General features: G+C 57.6%; 9 protein-coding genes. 5 read left to right on the forward strand and 4 right to left on the reverse strand.

The window, feature by feature from the left end; translation table 11 throughout:
• Window positions 1-170: 170 nt before the first annotated feature.
• Window positions 171-1,568 carry an IS1380 family transposase gene (locus FHG09_RS00005; protein WP_152345664.1) on the reverse strand — a complete coding sequence of 466 codons (1,398 nt, stop codon included), beginning with the start codon at window positions 1,566-1,568 and terminating at the stop codon, window positions 171-173.
• 669 nt (window positions 1,569-2,237) lie between these two features.
• Between FHG09_RS00005 and FHG09_RS00010 the strand changes: the two genes are divergently transcribed.
• The 4 genes from FHG09_RS00010 (at window position 2,238) to FHG09_RS00025 (ending at window position 8,559) form a co-directional block, all read left to right on the forward strand.
• Window positions 2,238-3,500 (forward strand): nucleotide sugar dehydrogenase, encoded by a 1,263-nt coding sequence (locus FHG09_RS00010; RefSeq protein WP_152345665.1) that lies wholly within the window; start codon window positions 2,238-2,240, stop codon window positions 3,498-3,500.
• 76 nt (window positions 3,501-3,576) lie between these two features.
• Window positions 3,577-5,082: a glycosyltransferase gene (locus tag FHG09_RS00015; protein WP_152345666.1), complete on the forward strand. Its 1,506-nt coding sequence runs from the start codon at window positions 3,577-3,579 to the stop codon at window positions 5,080-5,082.
• A gap of 84 nt (window positions 5,083-5,166) precedes the next feature.
• Window positions 5,167-7,620 (forward strand): hypothetical protein, encoded by a 2,454-nt coding sequence (locus tag FHG09_RS00020; RefSeq protein WP_152345667.1) that lies wholly within the window; start codon window positions 5,167-5,169, stop codon window positions 7,618-7,620.
• 420 nt (window positions 7,621-8,040) lie between these two features.
• On the forward strand, window positions 8,041-8,559 hold the full coding sequence (locus FHG09_RS00025) for a hypothetical protein (protein ID WP_152345668.1): 519 nt from the start codon (window positions 8,041-8,043) through the stop codon (window positions 8,557-8,559).
• A gap of 1,183 nt (window positions 8,560-9,742) precedes the next feature.
• Here FHG09_RS00025 and FHG09_RS00030 read toward each other — a convergent pair.
• Entirely contained in the window at window positions 9,743-11,065 is a 1,323-nt protein-coding gene (locus FHG09_RS00030) for a class I SAM-dependent methyltransferase (protein WP_152345669.1), read from the reverse strand.
• On the reverse strand, window positions 11,058-13,595 hold the full coding sequence (locus tag FHG09_RS00035) for a glycosyltransferase family 2 protein (RefSeq protein ID WP_152345670.1): 2,538 nt from the start codon (window positions 13,593-13,595) through the stop codon (window positions 11,058-11,060). Before FHG09_RS00035 ends, FHG09_RS00030 begins: the two co-directional genes overlap by 8 nt.
• Before the next feature lie 1,320 nt (window positions 13,596-14,915).
• Between FHG09_RS00035 and FHG09_RS00040 the strand changes: the two genes are divergently transcribed.
• Window positions 14,916-16,622, forward strand: a complete 1,707-nt coding sequence (locus FHG09_RS00040; RefSeq protein ID WP_152345671.1) for a DUF6270 domain-containing protein — start codon at window positions 14,916-14,918, stop codon at window positions 16,620-16,622.
• A 535-nt stretch (window positions 16,623-17,157) separates the two neighbouring features.
• Here FHG09_RS00040 and FHG09_RS00045 read toward each other — a convergent pair.
• The gene (locus FHG09_RS00045; protein ID WP_227492514.1) at window positions 17,158-18,192 is read right to left on the reverse strand and encodes a GSCFA domain-containing protein; all 1,035 of its coding nucleotides are present in this window, start codon (window positions 18,190-18,192) and stop codon (window positions 17,158-17,160) included.
• Window positions 18,193-18,196: the final 4 nt, after the last annotated feature.

An 18,196-nucleotide genomic window follows, 5' to 3' on the forward strand; every position in this document is an offset into this window, starting at 1 on the left:
CCTCGATTTTTCACGGTGTGGCTCACGCCCATGATTCTCCCGCTATGGAGCGCATTCGTTCCTGATTTTGCCATTCGGGTAGGACGCGGTGACCGTGTCTCGCCACGGTTCGGCGGAGTTTCCACCTCAGCTGTTTTCCTCTACTCGAACGAACACGGGCACCAGGACGATTATCCCGGCGCGGGTCCTGGCAAGGCACGCAGTCGGTTCAGGCCGGCGACGATGTCTTGAGCGAACCGGGCGGTGTTCTTCATATGCACCACAATCCGGCGGGCGGTCCTGGCGATCGTGGCCGGCGCGGTGTAGATGTGCATGCGCAGTCGCTTCGGCTCCCACCGGCGTATCTCGTCATCGGCGAACGCTAACAAACCACTCCAGGCCTGCAGATCACCCGCGAGGGCGACGATGGCCAACCAGATCCGGTTCTGGTCGAAGCCCTTGAGCGGGAAATTCTGCAGCCCAGTGTCTTTGGCGATCCGGATCCGATCCTCACCTCTGGCCCGAGATCGGTGTCGGACTTCGAGATCGGCGAGTCGGCTGCCTTTCGTGTTCGTCGCGACCGCGGTCAGCCGGTACCCGTCGACATCGTCAAACCGCAGCTGCGCGCCCGGGTGGGGGCGCTCCCGGCGGACGATGACTCGCATCCCGTCTGGCCAGTCGTCGAGGTCGACGACGCCGGTGAGTTCGGCGACGTCGGCTCCTTCACGAGGTTGACCGTCGGTGTCATAGGCCGACTCCCATGCGTCGAGTTTCGTCAGCTGGTGGTAGAGGTCAGGCATCGTCGCAGGCAACATCCACCCAACCGAGTACGACAGCCGTCTCCTGGTGAGGAAGTTCAGGAAAGCATGGGTGCCGCCGGCGGTATCGGTACGGATGAGCACCGACTTGCCCGGACGCGCTTTTGCGCCGGGCAGACCGGCGAGAACATCCTTGACCAGCCGGATGTGATCGGCGGCGGTATTCGACCCGGCATTGCCTGGCCGCAGCAGCCCGGCGACGGGTTCGCCGCAACCTGGCCGTCCGTGGTCGATGAACGCCAGCAAGGGGTGGAACCCGAACCCTTTCTTGTAGGTGGGCCGCGCGTCTTCTTTCTCACTATGGGCAGTGACCAGGGTGGCATCGATATCAACGATCAGCGGAGTCTGGGCATCACTGTCATGGTTCGGTGCCTGAGCCCCGGAGAGTCCCCACACGCGGGCACGGGCGGCTGCCCGAGCAGTGTTGATCGCAGCCACCGCGTCGTCGGCGTTAGCGGCGAGAGTGCGGATGAGGCGTGTGATCGTCGGGTTCGATGCCACCGGCCCGTAGAGGTCGGGTTCGTCGCGGAGGACGGAACTATCGGACAGGGCATCGCCGCCGAGAGCCAAGGTGATTGCGACGTCGGTGAGGATCTTGGCCGGGTCGTGGGTGGCGAAGGGCTTCTTCCATCCCGCCAGGGCTTGCTTCAGGTGGTGGCCGAGGCTGCTGGTGTGCACGGTTTCGGTCAGCAGCATTCCTCCGGCTTGCCCGACGGCGTTGCTGGGCGCGGTATCGATGTGCAGGCAAGGGTAGGGGCGGGTAGGCTTCACTCTGAGAGTGCTCCTTTTCAGTGGACTGATGTTGTCTTCGCAAACACCATCATCCCTGGTCAGGAGCACTTTTCTCTTATCGGTCCGGCATCTGGCCCACACTAATCATGAAATCCCGAGGCTAACCACTGTCGAGGTAGGGCAACACTACCATTGGTTATAAGCGTAACCACTCCCACGTGTCAGGTGGGTACAGCCGACCCCCCAAGCAGCCATCTCAGCCAACCCACCAGTCCGGGTAATATGGGCGTGAGTTGAACGGTAAGCCGCATGGAGGATGGGATTGGCAGTAAGGTCTGTGCAGACGCTCGTGTCGTTGCTACGCATCGAGCCGACCGTGCCCTCGACATCCCTGACGGCACAAAGTCACTACGCGGGTAGACTCGAACGTCGGCGATTCGATCTCAGAGGACTAACGAGTCTCAGCTACCCCGCGAATGAGCGTCCCCCGCACGCCACTCACTGGCACCTGAATCGAAATGACATCGCAAACAGAGGGTCTCATCAGTTCACCCCCTGTTTCGGCGCTTTCGAAAGCTTCGTATCCTAACCTAACGATCAAGTACGACCGCAGTCCAAATTTTTACCCAGCAATCACGAACACCGCATACTAAGACAACGTTCAAGCTTAAAAAATTGTCTTTCCTCAATCCGAATTGGAGTTGAAGCATGGCTCAACAGACAGTCACCATCGTCGGGCAAGGTTACGTCGGCCTTCCTCTCGCCCAAGCGGCGTCGCGAACTGGATGGAAAGTACACGGCCTTGACGTGACGGAGTCCCTGGTCAACAGTCTGAACAACGGTCACTCACACGTTGACGATCTTGTCGACGCAGAAATCCAGGAAATGCTCGCTTCTGGGTACTCAGCGACCACAGACCCCTCAGTGATCACCGGTTCCGAGGTGGTTGTGATCTGTGTTCCGACCCCGCTTGCTGACGGCGGAAGTCCCGACCTCGGTGCAGTCAAAGGTGCGAGCCGCACCATCGGGGATAACTTAGCAGCGGGAACGACGGTGATTTTGGAATCGACCACCTATCCCGGCACCACGGATGACTTGGTCAGACCTATTCTGGAGTTGAACTCCGGACTGGTCGCTGGTGAAGACTTCCAGCTTGCTTATTCACCGGAACGTGTCGACCCGGGCTCCAAGAAGTTTGGTATCAAGAACACACCAAAACTGATGGGCGGCATCAACGATGCTTCGACGCAAGCTGCCGTTGCTTTCTATCGCACTTTCGTCGACGAACCAATCGCGATGAAGGGTATGCGCGAGGCTGAAACAGCGAAACTCCTGGAGAATACTTTTCGCCATGTGAACATCGCATTGGTCAACGAAATGACCAAGTTCTGCAAAGAACTGAACATCGACATCTGGGAAGTGATCCGTGGTGCCTCGACCAAACCTTTCGGATTTATGAAGTTCACACCAGGTCCGGGCGTCGGGGGTCATTGCATTCCGATCGATCCGAACTACCTTTCCTATGAGGTGAGAAATCAACTCGGGTACCCGTTCCGCTTCGTGGAGTTGGCGCAAGAAATTAACAACTCGATGCCTAAGTACGTGGTGGATCGCGTCTCTGAAATGCTGAATGAGCACCGGAAGCCACTGAACGGCTCGTCAGTTCTACTGTTAGGAGTGACATATAAGGCCGACATCGCAGACCAGCGCGAGTCTCCGGCAATCCCGGTCGCCGAGATCTTGCAGGAGAAGGGCGTTCAGGTTCGTTTCCACGATCCGCTGGTCGACTCTTGGAAGCTCGCGACCGGTGACCTCATCCGCGAGGACGACCTCGACAGGGCCGTAGAGGAGGCTGACGCCATCGTGGTACTGCAGGCTCACGACGCCTATGACCTCGACAGAATCGCATCAACAGCGCGCCTGATGCTTGATACGCGTGGTGTGGCAGCAGCTCCAGCAATTCGCTTGTGACACACCAAGATTTCAGTCCCGTCGCGGGTGGAGCTTCTCGAAAGCCGAACCGTGACCCACAGTTCGGCGGTGGCCAATGAAGAAATATCGCAAGGGCATACTCGTTGTCTTACTGGGTATCATCCTGGTGGCATTGGGGGGTGTGCCATTTCTTTTCGTCCAGGCGGACTCGGTGCTTTCCGCCGTTGGCGCGCTCACCGCAGTCTTGGGCTGGTGTTTGGTGTCGATAAGCGCAGTTAAACTGTGGCCGCTGCAGACCGAACTCCAACGACTTCGAACTGCGTTGCGTACTCATGAAGATCGAGAGCTCGAGCGAACGCGCCGTTTGGAACAGGCGATTGAGAACGAGCGCGCCAAAGAGTCAAAGCACGAATATCATATGCAGCAGTCCCTTAAACGGATAGAGTCTCGTATCGCGGATTTGGCCACTCATACAAGAATCAGCGGTCTTTCTACCATGACCCCGAGCCTCGAGGTTCTATTTGTCACGAGCAACGGGGCGGGCCTGGGGCATCTGTCCCGGCTATTAGCGATTGCTAAGAATCTGGATGACGGTATGCGCGCAGAATTTCTTACGATGTCGAAGGCCTACCGTACAATTGGTAACAGCGGGTATGTTGTCCACTACTTTCCGTCAGCGGACGCCGCCGAGATTCCAACGCCCCAGTGGAATCGCAAGTTCACTCATTACTTCACCGATCTGGTTCGAGACCGCATGCCGAGCATCGTGGTGTTCGACGGAACTTGGGTATACCACGGGCTCACTGAAGCGTGCAGAGCCCTGGGAATTCCATTGGTTTGGGTGCAACGAGGGAATTGGCGAACCGAAGTCGATCGGCGATCTATTCAACGGCATGATGCTGGTTCTGTGGCCGACGAAGTATTCCTGCCTGGCGATTTTGCTGTGCAAGAACACGTGGAAGTCGGAGACAATGTCCCCGCTGTGCGCGTCGGTCCCATCACTCTTGTCCGACGCGAACAGTTGTTCAGTCGTGAAGAAGCTCTGGACAAACTGGGTCTGGAACACTCTGGCAAGTACATTCTGGCCAATTTGGGCGGCGGGATCTTAGGGGATTTCGTGGACGTTCTCACCCTGCTTCGCGAAACTGTTGAAGAGCTTGGCGCACCGTGGAAACTAGTGACAGTGAAGTCACCGCTGTCGGCCCCTGGCGGATCCGCGCCCAGTTCGTCGCCAGAAGTCTCTGTGTACCCAGTTGCACAGTATGCCCATGCATTTGAGTTCGTCGTGTCTGCCGCGGGTTACAACTCAGTCCAGGAATCCATCTCGCTCGGCATTCCGAGCGTGTTCGTTCCCAACGAGGCGGCTGTGACTGATGATCAGGCTGCCCGTGCTCTCGGCGCTAGTGCTAAAGGCTGGGCACTTTCAGCCAGAGATGACAGTGAGCTGAGAAACGCCGTCTTAGAGCTGGCCGGGCCGAATCGACTGAACCAGGTGCGAGAGCAACTCGCTGCAGTCCAAGAAGCTTCGGGCGCGGCAGAGGCGGCAGAAGCGCTTTCATCGACGATTTCGCGCTCGAGATGGACTCTCACCGCCGACCGCATTGGGCCTCACGATGTCTGAACTACTGGCCACCGAGCTGTCTACGCGTCCCGGCCCGGTGAATCAGCGATTTGACAGAACCGTGCAATCTTCGGAGACAAACGCATGACTTCTCCCCAATTCTTCGACGTCGTCGTCGTAACGGACTCCCGACTTGTGGGCGGAGGCAACAAGTCCCTTGCTCAGGAAATCACTGCGCAAGCAGCGGCCGGGTATACAACTGGCCTGCTGTCACTGAGTGGACCCGCCCGCGGCGGCGGACGTCCAATCGACAGCAGTCTCCAAGCACTGATCGAATCCGGACAGCTCACGATGATTCGCCCCGATCAGGATACTGAGGCCAATCTCGTCATTGCTCGGGGTCCTTCGATGTTTGAAGTGGCACAGCCCTTCAAACCCCGCCTCCGTGCTCGACATTGGCTGCTCGTGGCTAATGCCTTCAACACGAGCCGCGAAGTATCGGGGATGCTCTACGACCCAATCGAGGTTGAGAACCGTGCAGCAGAGTTATTTGGGCACCAATGGACTTGGATTCCACTTTCAACCGTCGTCCGCCAGAACATGCTTCGCTCCTATCCCAAGCTGAATCTGTCTGCTCACACCTGGTCAAACGTCATTAACACGAGTGACTGGTGGATAGACCGACCGCAAACTCTGAAGCGACCCATCCGCCTCGGACGACATTCAAGAGATGCGCCTGGAAAATGGCCATCCGACGAGGCCGAATTACTCAGCGCGTACCCGTCAGATCCGGGCTTTGAGGTTTCAATCATGGGCGGAGCGCGAACTCCAACCGGAATTCTCGGCGCACTGCCCGACAACTGGAACGTGCTGCCCTTCGGCGCAATGAGTCCGAAGGACTTCCTTCGCGAAGTGGACATCTATCCGTACTTTCACCATCCGCTCCTCAAAGAAGCTTTCGGTCGGGCCGTCTTAGAAGCTGTTGCCACCGGTGCAATTGCCATACTCCCCCACTATTTCGAAGCCATATTCTATGAGGCAGCGATATACGCGGAGCCACGCGAGGTCGCCGATATCGCCGGCCGTCTCGCGGAATCACCGTCTTATCTCAAAGAGAGACGCGACGAAGCAAGGAATCTGCTTGAGGAACGGTTTAGTCACCGGTCGCACATCGAACGCATCCGTAGTCTCATCGGACCACCACGCGGCACAGTCATCCCCGCAGCACCTTCGGTACCGGTGCTGCGGGACATCTCACTGACGGACTCCGGCAAGACCACTGTGCTCTTCTACACCGACAACGGCCATGGTCTGGGCCATGTGAGTCGGTTGATGGCATATGCAAAACGACTCTCGCCGGCTTTTCAACCCTATTTCTTGACTATGTCGGAGGCTTACCACCTCGTCTTTGAGCAGGGATTTCCGGTCGAGTACTTCCCTTCCGCGAAGAAGATGGGGTTTCCGGCAAAGCAAAAACCCGATTGGGAGGAGATCTTCTATCTTCGAATGACGATGATGCTTGATCGCCTGAATCCTGCGGTCGTAATCGTCGATCATGTGAATCCTCCGGAGATCCTTCGCCTCCTGAAACAAGAATATCCCGCCATTCGATTCGTCTGGTCCAGGCGAGGACTTTGGCGTCAGCATCGGAAGCCTGCCGGACTGCGCATGGCTGATTCGTTTCATTATGTGATCGAACCGATGGATCTAGCTGCCGCAATCGACATGGGCTTCACCACTCGCCAATCACAAGGCACGGTATATGTTCCTCCCGTCTCTTTGGTGCAGAGAGACGAACTCATACCTCAGGCGGAGGCGCGCGCCGCCTTGGGCCTACCCGAAACAGGCACTGTTGTGCTCTTGAACCTCTCCGCAGATTCCACCTCCGACCTGGTGTCGATGATCCTCCGTATCAAGACGCTTCTGCTGAAGTACGCTGGCGAAGACGAAAATCTCACCATTTTCGCACCAAGACATGCCCTTCATTCGGCCGAGCTCGGGCAGATAGATGGGGTCGTTATGAAGCCTGTCTACCCTGTTGCGCTATACGCGCGCGCATTCGACGCTGCAATATCTACCGCCGGATACAACTCCTACCATGAGCTCGTGCATCTTGGGATCCCATCTGTGTTCGTCGCGCGTGCTACGCATACGCTCGATGATCAGAACCGCCGCGCATCGTTTGCTCCGATTGCGGGTTTTGGCAGATCAGCGCAACAAATCGACAGCCTCGAATTCGAGGAGGCGTTGAAAGCCGTCTTGGATCCGCAGCAGAGCAGCAGAATGCGTGCTGCCGCACTGGAGGCGTCGCCAGTCAACGGAGCGAATACCGCGGCTGCTGCAATTGAAATCATTGCTGATAACTCGAACCCGGAGTCCCTTGAATCTCTGCTTCAGGCTGCAACATTTGCCACAGGGGAACTCCGCTCGATTAATAACGACGAAATGTTCCAAGGAGAAAGCAACCCCGAGACGATGCAGTCTTCAGTCTCTGCTAGCGGCCGCACTGAGCAGCGGAACGTGGACGAACCGCCCCCCGTTGCCGGGTCAATGTCAGATACGACGCACGTCTATACTGACGGGGCGGAGGCGCAGTAATGCCAGCAAACCACCGCGGGGGTCATACCACGGCAGTGGAAAGAATGCCCTCGGGGATTTACCTTCCTCCCAACGCAGTCAGAACAGCGCTTCGAATTGTCGTCGATGCGACGACGTTGGACGACCACCAGATCGGTGAGTTGGTCGATGTATTTGCACGGCTCCAGCTGCACCATCCGTACGTGAAACCAATCTTTCTCGTCTCTGCGATGAAGCCGTCCGAACTTAGTGCCGCGGGATTCATGTATGAAACAGTCATCCCTGAAAGCTCCTGGCGATCACTGAAAATGAGTGCCCCGTATCGCGATTACGTCGAGCGACGGGTATTCGAGTTGATCAAGGTATATTCTGCACACAGATTCGGAGCGTATACCGCAGGAATGGACATTCCTCGATGGTTCTACGAGAGATAGGTTGTCAATGAGAAACGTACGTGTGCTGCTGGGCGGCGTCGTGGTGTTCGTTGCTGCGATCACGATCGCAGTAATGCTGTTATGGGGTTCGGGATGGGCCGTAGTTGCGGGAACGATCGGGTTGCTCGTTGCTTTAGTGGTGGCAACCTATATCTTGTTGAAGTCAATCCAGACCGCCCTTCAGCGGCTGAGTGGAATCGCAAATCGTCAGGCGACGATGCAGCAGTCACAACTCGAGCTGCACTCAGTCGTCAAAAGTCAGAAGATTATTGACAGTTCTGAGGGTCAGGTCGCTCTTTCGTTAGACGCACGCAGAGCGATTGAAGATCTCCAGCTCGCCTCACGGTCGTTGACTGTGCCTCAGGCACATTTCGAGCAGCTACTCAGGACCATCTCGGCCAACACGGTCCGGAACGAGACTGCCCTGGACCAAGCAACAGAAGTGCTGCTCAATGAGCTCCGGAGATCGCGCTCTGGCGAGCATAACGGCACCGATAATCAGAAAGAGCAATCCCGGTGTCAGTGACAGCCGCTCACACCAAATTCGAGTTAATGAACAGTCAGATGCCAGTTCCTCCGAGGATGATCCAGCCACGCTCGGATCACTTGAGCAAGATCGCTGAGCCCTTAGTCGTAAGGGACCGCTCGAAAACTGTGCCTCCGGCTCAAGCCGGAGTTCCACAATTTTAGTGCCCAGTAGCTCAGCCACTATTTCCCTTGCCGCCCCAGTGACCTCGCGATGGAACGTGATGTCCTACCGGCCCACACGATCCGTGCACTACCGCAGTGGACGCAACGTCGTGATGATCTACTTTAACGATTAACGACACACCAGTCGCTTCATGCATGAACCGTGCGATGTTGGCGAGAACACTAGTGAATTGGCCCTAGTGGCAAGAAAGTTTCATTGCTTGTTTGTAGGAGGCTTCATCCTACTCCTTGTCTTCATTCTCTGTGACCTTGGCTTGGCGAACCGGGCCTTCTTCGCCAGCGTCGCGCCCTCGATAATGCTCAACTCGCAGTTGCGCTGCCGATTCAAGATCTGCTCACGACGCACCGCTCGATTGCGCCGATACTTCCACTACTTCCACACCATTCGCCACGCATGCGGGTGTTCTCTCGTTGAGCAAACGAATCGATACTCTTCTTCACCCTGACCGCACCGAATCCTTCGCACCGCTGATGTCAATGACCGTGTTGCTGTCGGAGCCTGTGCCCCAGCACTACCGGCGTAATCCACGTTCACAGTGCGTGAGTCAGATCCCAGCAAGAGAATGTTCGTCTGATCTCCTTGCTCAACAACCGGTTGCTCACCGGGAAAGACGCCTCGTCCTGCAGTTGAACTACACCAAGGTCGAACGACCGCCACGATGCTTTGGACCAACCCTCGACAGCCGCAACGGCGATGAGTACGAGAACAACTAAGATCGGCACGATCTATGGGCCCCGACTCATGTGCTTGATCTGACGCCTGTTCTACGGGCTCGCGAAGGCTTCAACCGAAGTGCTACCCGACATCATGTCGCGCCCGGGCAATTATAGGCATCTGGTGTGTGACACCGTTTCCACCGCTTGATTGACGATTCGCTTCAGAACAGCCAATGCTGTCTCGCCCGCTACTACGGCAGACAGAGCCCGACTGGGTGACGTTACGTGCGGCAACGTTTCGCTTGCCTGCATTCCGGCCGTTCCGCCATTGGATCAGTTGTTCACCCCCGATTAAACTGCCCACTTGTTCGCCGAAGCACTGCCAGCCGGCTAAGACCCGACTGCACCCGCATCAATGGATACTCGGCGGTCCATGCGTCCAACGCATCCGCTTCGTCCGGCCGTGTTGAATCATCAAGGACCACCACGACGTCACGGGCCAAAGCACTCCATAGCATCGGTACCGCCGGATATCGAGCCCATCGATTCGTCGATCCTACCGGGCCGTCAACGAGAACAAGGTCTACATCCTCCACATCGCTGAGCGCACCAGCGGCGTACCAGTTGTAGTCCACATCTCCCAGCCTCAGCGGCTCCAACGGAGCTCGTTTGACTGTAACGACGTCGTTAAGTCCGTGGAGTCCCAGCAACTCATCAGTTCGGTCCGCGAATTCTTCGTCATGCTCAACCGAGACTATCTGCGCACCAAGACTCTCCGCGAGATACCCTAACCACACACTCGAAGTGCCGCTGCCCAACTCAAGTACCCGGGACGGTCTCTTGTCCTCGAAGACCTGAGCGAGATGAAGCATCGAGCGTGCATCAAGTGCCCAACGCCCCAACGGCGGAAGCAGCCATCGCGGGGAGATTTTGGGCAGCAATTGCAGAAGCGCCTCCGTCTGCTGTGTCTCCACGTACATCGCTTTGGTCAGTTCCGACGCCATCGAATCGAGTAATTCCTGTATCCTCGCACCGTCGTTTCCTCGTACCAGAGGGGCGGGAGTCTCTGAACCCGCAGTCGAATCGTCGATGTTGAGACCGCCCCGCAGTTCTTCCATTCCGAAAGCAATCCGGTCCAGCACGGTCCTGTCGGCGTCACGCCAAGCGGCTGAACGTCGAACTCCCAGGGCGAGCGCTTCAAGTATCGCAACCTGTGCGCGGTCGATCTCCGGCTGACCGGCACGCTTTGCCTCCTCCACTGCTAGCAATCGCGTGCTCACCTCGCCAATCGAACCTGCCAAAAGCTCAATTTGTGACTGGAGCGCGCGAATATCACTAGACAAAGTCTGCTCAAGGCGCCGCTCGGACGAAAGCAAGTCTGCTATCCCATGGCCAGCGTCAATGTCACCCTGAACCGCCTCTAAATCCTCAGACAAATGATCTACTCGCTCCAAGAGCGAGGCGCGCAACTGAGCCTGGTTCCGACGCTGAGTCGCGCCTTCAGATCTGATCGCCGAAACAGACATAATGACGACGACCGCAATCACTGCGCAGATCGCTCCGGCCAGAGCCGCTGCGAGAATGCGCCATTCGAACACCGCTGCCACAGCGAACGCGCCGCACAGAACGACGGTGCCCGCAATCATCCAGGTACGCTTACTCATGCGTCCCCCTCGCTTCCGGAAGACTATCGAGCACAAACGCTCTCATGTGTTGCCCAAATCGTCTCACTGAGAATCTAGTTGCCACAGCGGCGCTTGCCTTTCGCCGTTGTGCTTCGTAGAGCGCACTATCCTGGTGGTATGTGAACACAACCGTCGACACTTCACCTGCGCGAGCGTATAGCACCGCATCGCCAAAGATCCGCTTGTATAATGGGGGCGCGATCACGACGACTCCCGACGCCATCGCTTCGAGCATCTCGCTCAAACTATCAATCGGTTCTCTAGGGTCGCCCGTATGCACGTAGAAATCGAGGCTCGACAGGAAGTCCGCCCCAGGTAGAGCTTCAGACGGATACACGATCCACGCAGGCGGCGCGCTCGGCAGGTCGAGAAGCTGCATAGCCTCCGTGATCTTTCCGCGGAAACGAACGTCCAAACTTCCGTCCAGCGGATATGTGGCGATAAGAGCCGATCTGGACTCTGGCCAAATTCTTCCTGACCGTGGAACTGTGCTACCAACGACCGGGATAACACTCCTGCGACGCCGCGAGTGGGCATTCACCCATTCCGATGCGTCAATGCTCGGCAAAAGGTCATGGGGATGTATCCGATGCCTCTCGACGGCCTTATAAAGGAAGTCTCGGACGAAAGGCCCACGAGAGACCCAGATAGGATGGACATTGAATTTAGACACAGAATTCATGTTGCAATCATTCACTGAGTATCGGATATGCCGTCCTTCATGATCCGCTGGCGGGGCATCGGCGACGACTAGAACACGGTCAGCTGACACGCTGCTCTCTGCGTCCGGCATGAACTGCAGGATCGTCGGATCACGGATCAGGAGCAACGAAGCTGAAACTTCGTCGTCGTACAGAACCTCAGAAACCGTTCCGGCGTTGATCAGAGACTGGACGTCGGCGTCGAGCGGGTGAACAGTCGTTGTCATCCACTGCGGAGATTCCATATGAAGGACCGCCACAGACAGCCCGACGTCGATCAGCTCTTTGATCTCAGCAACCTTATGCACAGCTGATCCGCTGAAACCACGCAAGTCGTCGACCACGATGACGTCGAACGAGCCGTCATCAGTCCCCAATCGACTGCGGTACCGCCGAGGTACACTGAACGCTGGCTCCTCGTCGGGGGACATTGGCAGTTCCACGTTTCTGCTGCTTGAATGCCAATGACGGTACGCCGACTTCACCTGTCTCCGAGCCGGATGACTCCAACCGACCCTGAACTCACCGCGGGATAGACTGTTGCCTGCGATCCGCACAATCGTGAGCGGATCCGGCAGATCAATGACCGGTGAGCCCGTCAACATCCCGAGTCGCTCCGCAAACTCTGTATCTGCTGCTTTGCGCATCTCAACAAAGCCCCCCGTCGCCAAAAAATCACTGGTACGCATAAGCAACGACGAAGCGTTCCTCACAATAGATGGGTACCCCAGTCGAAGGCGTGACAAGTCTGAATCACAGGCGATCCCTCTGACACGGCATCCAGACTCGTCCGGGTTCGCCTCCATATACTCGATCTGCGCTTGCAAACGTTCAGGATGTGACCAATCATCGTGATCCTGGCCGGTCACGTACTTCCCGCGTGCCGAGCGGAAGCCTAGGTTACGGGCTGCGTATGCTCCACGATTCGAGGGAGTCTGCAAGACCCTCACACATGGATCGAGCGAGTGTACATCCTCAAAAAGTCCCGACCAGCGCGATCCGGATCCGTCGTCCACCACGATCACTTCGAGCGACTGAACCGACTGATCCACTAGCGAGCGAATTGACGTCAGGAGCTCATCACGTCCGGGACGATACGCGGCAACCACTACTGACACTAGGGGCACCACGTCACCGGGGGCCGTCGCTTCGTCTTGCGTCGTTGAGTGTTCTTCGCGATCTGCTGTCAGACGATCGAATAAAGCACTGTTGCCGTCGATAAGCGACACCGGAGCCCGGTCATAGGCTCGCAAAGTCGCATTGAAGTGGTCGAGCCAGAGCTCGTGCTCGACTGGGTCGCCAGTGCGCACAGGGTGATACAGCTCCCCGGTCAGGTAACCAAACTCGAGCGTGCGAATATCCTTCCAGCGACGCATTGAGCGCTGCGCAGCGGCCCTTTGCCCATGGAGAATGTAATAATGCACCAGGAGCAGTCGAAATCGTTTCGAACCTCCACCCCTCGGAAGTCGTGCAACAGCATCCTCCAGCATGAAGACAGCGAGCTCTTCATCTAACTTGTCCGCGGAGTCGAGAAGAAGGACCCTGCCTATCTCTGCCTGCGCGAGCGCATCTCGCGGTGACGCCCACTCGTTTACACCGGACATTTGACGGACGAGGCTATCCCTCAAATCTGCCCACGCGATTCCGACACCCGCACATTGTGATGCGAGAACGTCGAGGTACTGGGTCGACGCATGACGCATCACACACGCTGCGACTACACCCCTCTGCTTTCGCGTTCTGTCGGCATAATCTGACAAGAGATCACCTCTCGTCAGCATGAAACGGTCGCGTTCGGTACGACCCATGACGCCTCCTTACCATTGACTCGACATTTCACGGGGCGACGCTGTTGCCCACCCTGGCTCGGAGGTCCATCAAGCTCAGATAGTTGGGTTTGCGAATCTCGGCAAACGGGATTGGCTCCCTCGGTTTGCAGTCCGCTTCCACTAGCGGAATCGCGCCCGTTCAGAACCTCGACACTTTCTTGCGCGACCGCATCGTCCAGAGCCGCTCCTGTCCGCCTGCCGTTTGCGGATTCAGTCAACATCAACTGTTCGAAATGCGCCTGCGGCGCAGTGATCGACCGAGCCGTCAAAGAGAGGTCCTTTAGGGTGCGCTGAACCTCTTCCGTCAAGCAGTCCCTCGCGCTGAGAACCCACACTTCCTCCGGCAGCCGCGATCCCAGCACCCGTGTCTCATCAAGCTGCTTATGCATTCGGTCTTGCTGCTTCATAGAACTAACCTACCGCTGCGTGACGGTCTGGAGGTCATGGCCACTAGGTAGATTGACGCGCCTAGAACAGAGAGAACAACGATTTTGCTGTCGATCGAAGCCTCCATCGGTCCCCGCAATCTCGCCGACCGCAAACATCGCAGACTACCGTCGCCACCAGCCTTCCGACGACGTAACGCGTGTAAAACGCTGAGGACCCATCTCTCGTAGAACCAGCGGGTACGCCCACGAGTCTGGCGGCAACCAGCCCACTCTTGAGTCCGAGTATACCGTGATCATCATGCTTACTCTGCGTACGCCATACTCCCCATAGTTCGCATACTTCTCAGGTGTCGATCACCCCGTACGAGTCATCTCATCTCTGTAACGAAGAGGAACCGCGATTCAGTTGGCGCCCGAATCCGAGGAACCGCAGGATGATCAACAGTTAACAACGAGTGCCCCGTGTGCAATCACCACGCCTGTGTCGACCGCTTCCCCGTCCGGGCAAACCTTCACGAGTGCGCCACACTCGAGCAGACGCATCACTGTCCCACTGTCGATCAGTGTCGCGCCGCCACGCGCCGGGCCAGTAGGCGAAACCAGTACCGTACAGCCGACCCGGCTGGGCCACGTTCTCCCGGGCCAATGATTTGTTCCCACCACGCACTAGTCGTGCATTGTTCACGACGATAACGCCGAAGTAGCGACAGGGTATCTCCATCATTTCAACGTCACGCATGCGGCGCTAACCGCGTCATCTGTTATTGGTATCGCACTGACAGCCAATAGCCCGCTAGCGCTCGACCGTACTCGACCCGTCGCGCTACAGAGGGACCCGATACACGCGATCACAGCCTTGCCCCCTACGATTGGCATCTGACTCGTATGCGTATTGATCGGAGAGTGACTTATGCGCCGCCTACTCGACAATCGTTGGGGCAACACCTACGAATGGTCCGGCATCGACGAGTTCTTGAAAGCGACACGCATTCCCGACGGCGTGCACCGGATCAAGGTGGGGATCCACGCCGGCCGGTGGCAGGCACTGCACGTCATGGTCCGGCTGCTCCCCGGCCGCGCACTCACGGTCCACTTTTACGGCGCACAGACGCGACGTGGCGGATCCGACGCTCCGATCTTCCGGTCATTGCGTACCTCGGCCTCATTGAACGCATCGTTCGTCCTCGTGCATGACCCCTCGCTGGATCTTGACGACGAACTCGGAATCGCATGGTACGAGGGATATAGCGGGTTCGCCGCAGCCACCGTCATCCGTGCAGCTCTCAGTCACCTCTCCACCATCGCCGCCGCGCCGAGAACGGTGCTCTGGGGAGGATCCGCTGGCGGGTACGCGGCGTTGCGGCACGTCGGATCCATCCCGGACGCGGTCGCTTTCGTCTGGAATCCGCAGACATCGATTCCCCGGTACCTGAAGGCCCCAGTGACGCGATACGCCATGACCGCTTTCGGCTCACCTGAGTTGCCGCCGCCAGATTCTATTTCGGGAGATTTCGTCTTTGACTTGACAGAGCAGGCACGACCGAACTGGACCGACGCGCCCGTCGTCTACCTGCAGGAGGCAGACGATCGCCACGTACGGGAACACCTAGCACACCTGCTCGCACATCTCGACCCTCAGATGGGCAAAGAAGTCACCCTTCGTGACACTATGTTTGGGCACATCACTTCAAACTTCTACCTGCATCTCTCCCATTGGATGCCCGGACACACGCCTCCGCCGAAAGCAGCGGTCAAAGAATTCCTGAATCTTTTGGTGGACACCCGGCTCACTCTTGAGGAAACACTCGCAAATCTCGAAACCGCATCAAGATCGATGATTCGAATGACGGCGCCACCAGATCGGAAGCCGTCGAGCTTCGAGCTTGTCGCTCCGGTCCGGCAACCACCGCAGAATCTGCGAGCAATCCAGTGGGGAAGCAGACTCGGTCGAGAATCGGTCAGTGAGATGCGCGCCCATGTTCCGGTGACTGTAAGTAGGAGCATTCTCGGCCAGAGCGTCATCGCCGCCTTCCGCATGCGGGCGAAGTCCGAGCCGAAGACATACCTACGGCTGAAGGATGTACGGAGCCCCCAACACCGTAGAAGCATATTGGACGATCGTCGCGGATCGGCACGTGCTGCACTTCTGGCCGATCCAACCGTGGATGTTGCCGTTATTGACTTCCTCGAAGAGGTTCGTGGAATCGCCTACGCCGGCGCCGGGCTCACGCTGACAGAGCATCGAAACCTCACCCGTGCCGATGGACATGAGGTCACGAATTTAGCCTTCGGGTCTGCAAAGCACATCACTTTATGGAGGAAGAGGCTCGCACGCATGCGCGAGGACCTGGCGGCGATCAGCACACGCATCGTCGTCCTCGATATGAACGTATCTGCACTGAACCCGTCCGACTGGCAGTGGCTGGGGCTGAACACGCCACCTCGAGAAGTGATCGATGCGTGGGTCACGGTCATGGAGGAGGCCAGGACCGCGCTGCCCCATGCGGTGTGGATTCCGCTGGAAGAGACAAACCAACCATTGCCAGATCGCACAAAAGGCATCGGCCGTCGGATCGCCACAGAACTACTTAAACTCAACATCATGCCGAGGAACTAGACCAATACTACATTCGTCGCCCAAGAAGAATGAGCGTCACCTTGAGTTAAGTCGTCGGTAGAAAGCGTGCAATTGCCGAAGAGGACGAGTGAGTCTCCAGGAGTAGCTCCGCCGCATCTTCTCCAACTGTGCGCGATCGCTGGACCGCACGACCTCGAGGGCAGCGCACTCGGCCTGGAGCTCAACTATCCGCAAGTCCGCTTCCGACGCTTCTGCCTTCGCAGCCTGCAGTGCACGAAACCTCTTTACTGCCTTCTGCTTCCACTCACTGACGTCCTGGCTCAGCACGATGCGCTGTTCTTCTAGAAGCCGTTCATGCGCGACGCGCTGCTGTTCGAGAAGTTGCGTCAATGCCGCCGTCTCTTTGTAGCGCAGTGCATGCACATCGAGAAATGCCGACTTGTAATACTCCCCAAGGCTCCCCAACGAATCCGGGTCAGGGGCACCCGACGCTTCCGACCCACTGGTACCCGGTGACGTCGCAGGGTCACTCAATCCAGCGCTCACAACCGCTTGGGCCCCGGTGCTCATTTGCTCATACCGCCTGGCTCGTGTCGAGCTTACCCTCATCGCAGATCAGTTCACCATCGTCCGCGACCGGGGTCGTGTCACCGAAGACTTCGCCAATCGGGCCCGAAAAGAAGTGATCCATCACGACGTCCACCCCAAACTGATTCACGTTCCTCAGGTCCGGATCGTAGAACACCCCGTGCGTCGCCGGAGCAGTGATGATCTCATACGACGGGAAGTAGTAGATATCCTCTTCCTCGGTCGTGAGGTCACCCGCCACCGCGCGAAGCACAGATTTCGAATAAGTCGTGGCCACAAGCACATGCTCGCCGCTCGCAGTCGCCGCAAGAGGGACCGGTGACACGGTCAGCAACATTCGGGCCCCGGGGTTCACTTCCTTGAGCATCCGCCAAAACTCTCGCAGATCCTGCATCACCTGGCTGTAGCGGAGGTTTCGGAATCGATACTTCCGACGGTCGTACTGGCCAGCCGCTGTTCCGGGAGCGACAGGGTACATCGTGCCGTCCGAAACTGCCTCCCATCCTTCAGTGAGTCCAAGCGTAAAGACGAATACATCCAACTCACGGAACATCTTCCTCACCGCTGCCAGATGAGCTCGCCTCAACTCGATAACATCATCGGCGCTTTCCTGACCGATCGGGTCCACGGACGGACGCAACGCGTCGTAGAACCGACCATCTTTCTCCCAAACCACTTCGTCCGGCCGCCGCTCACCGTGTGCCTCCATAAACAGCTGTAGGAGCTGTCGAGAGGTGTAGATGTTGCCGTAGCGCGCGGAGAATACACCAAATCCCCACCGCCGCGCCTCATCTGCATCAGAGAAGGCAACAGGAGCAGCTTCGACGTCCATGTAGCTCGCCCCTCGCGCTTGCAGGTTGCGCCCGATGTGCTGTGCGAAGCAACTACCAGCGGTGGCGACCTCATCCTCGAGGCCAATAGGCAGGGGATCCCATAGATTGACTATGTCTGCGAAGTGGCGGCTACCAACAGAGGCACGCCAGAACGCCCTCTCTTCCAGTCCACGGTACGGGTGATGCATATCT

This window comes from Brevibacterium sp. CFH 10365, from assembly GCF_009299785.1.
Classification (GTDB): domain Bacteria; phylum Actinomycetota; class Actinomycetes; order Actinomycetales; family Brevibacteriaceae; genus Brevibacterium; species Brevibacterium limosum.

Coding starts and splice junctions, on each gene's coding strand:
- FHG09_RS00010 (WP_152345665.1), top strand. CDS start 2,238: ATGGCTCAACAGACAGTCACCATCGTCGGGCAAGGTTACGTCGGCCTT.
- FHG09_RS00015 (WP_152345666.1), top strand. CDS start 3,577: ATGAAGAAATATCGCAAGGGCATACTCGTTGTCTTACTGGGTATCATC.
- FHG09_RS00020 (WP_152345667.1), top strand. CDS start 5,167: ATGACTTCTCCCCAATTCTTCGACGTCGTCGTCGTAACGGACTCCCGA.
- FHG09_RS00025 (WP_152345668.1), top strand. CDS start 8,041: ATGAGAAACGTACGTGTGCTGCTGGGCGGCGTCGTGGTGTTCGTTGCT.
- FHG09_RS00030 (WP_152345669.1), bottom strand. CDS start 11,065: ATGAGTAAGCGTACCTGGATGATTGCGGGCACCGTCGTTCTGTGCGGC.
- FHG09_RS00035 (WP_152345670.1), bottom strand. CDS start 13,595: ATGGGTCGTACCGAACGCGACCGTTTCATGCTGACGAGAGGTGATCTC.
- FHG09_RS00040 (WP_152345671.1), top strand. CDS start 14,916: ATGCGCCGCCTACTCGACAATCGTTGGGGCAACACCTACGAATGGTCC.
- FHG09_RS00045 (WP_227492514.1), bottom strand. CDS start 18,192: ATGCATCACCCGTACCGTGGACTGGAAGAGAGGGCGTTCTGGCGTGCC.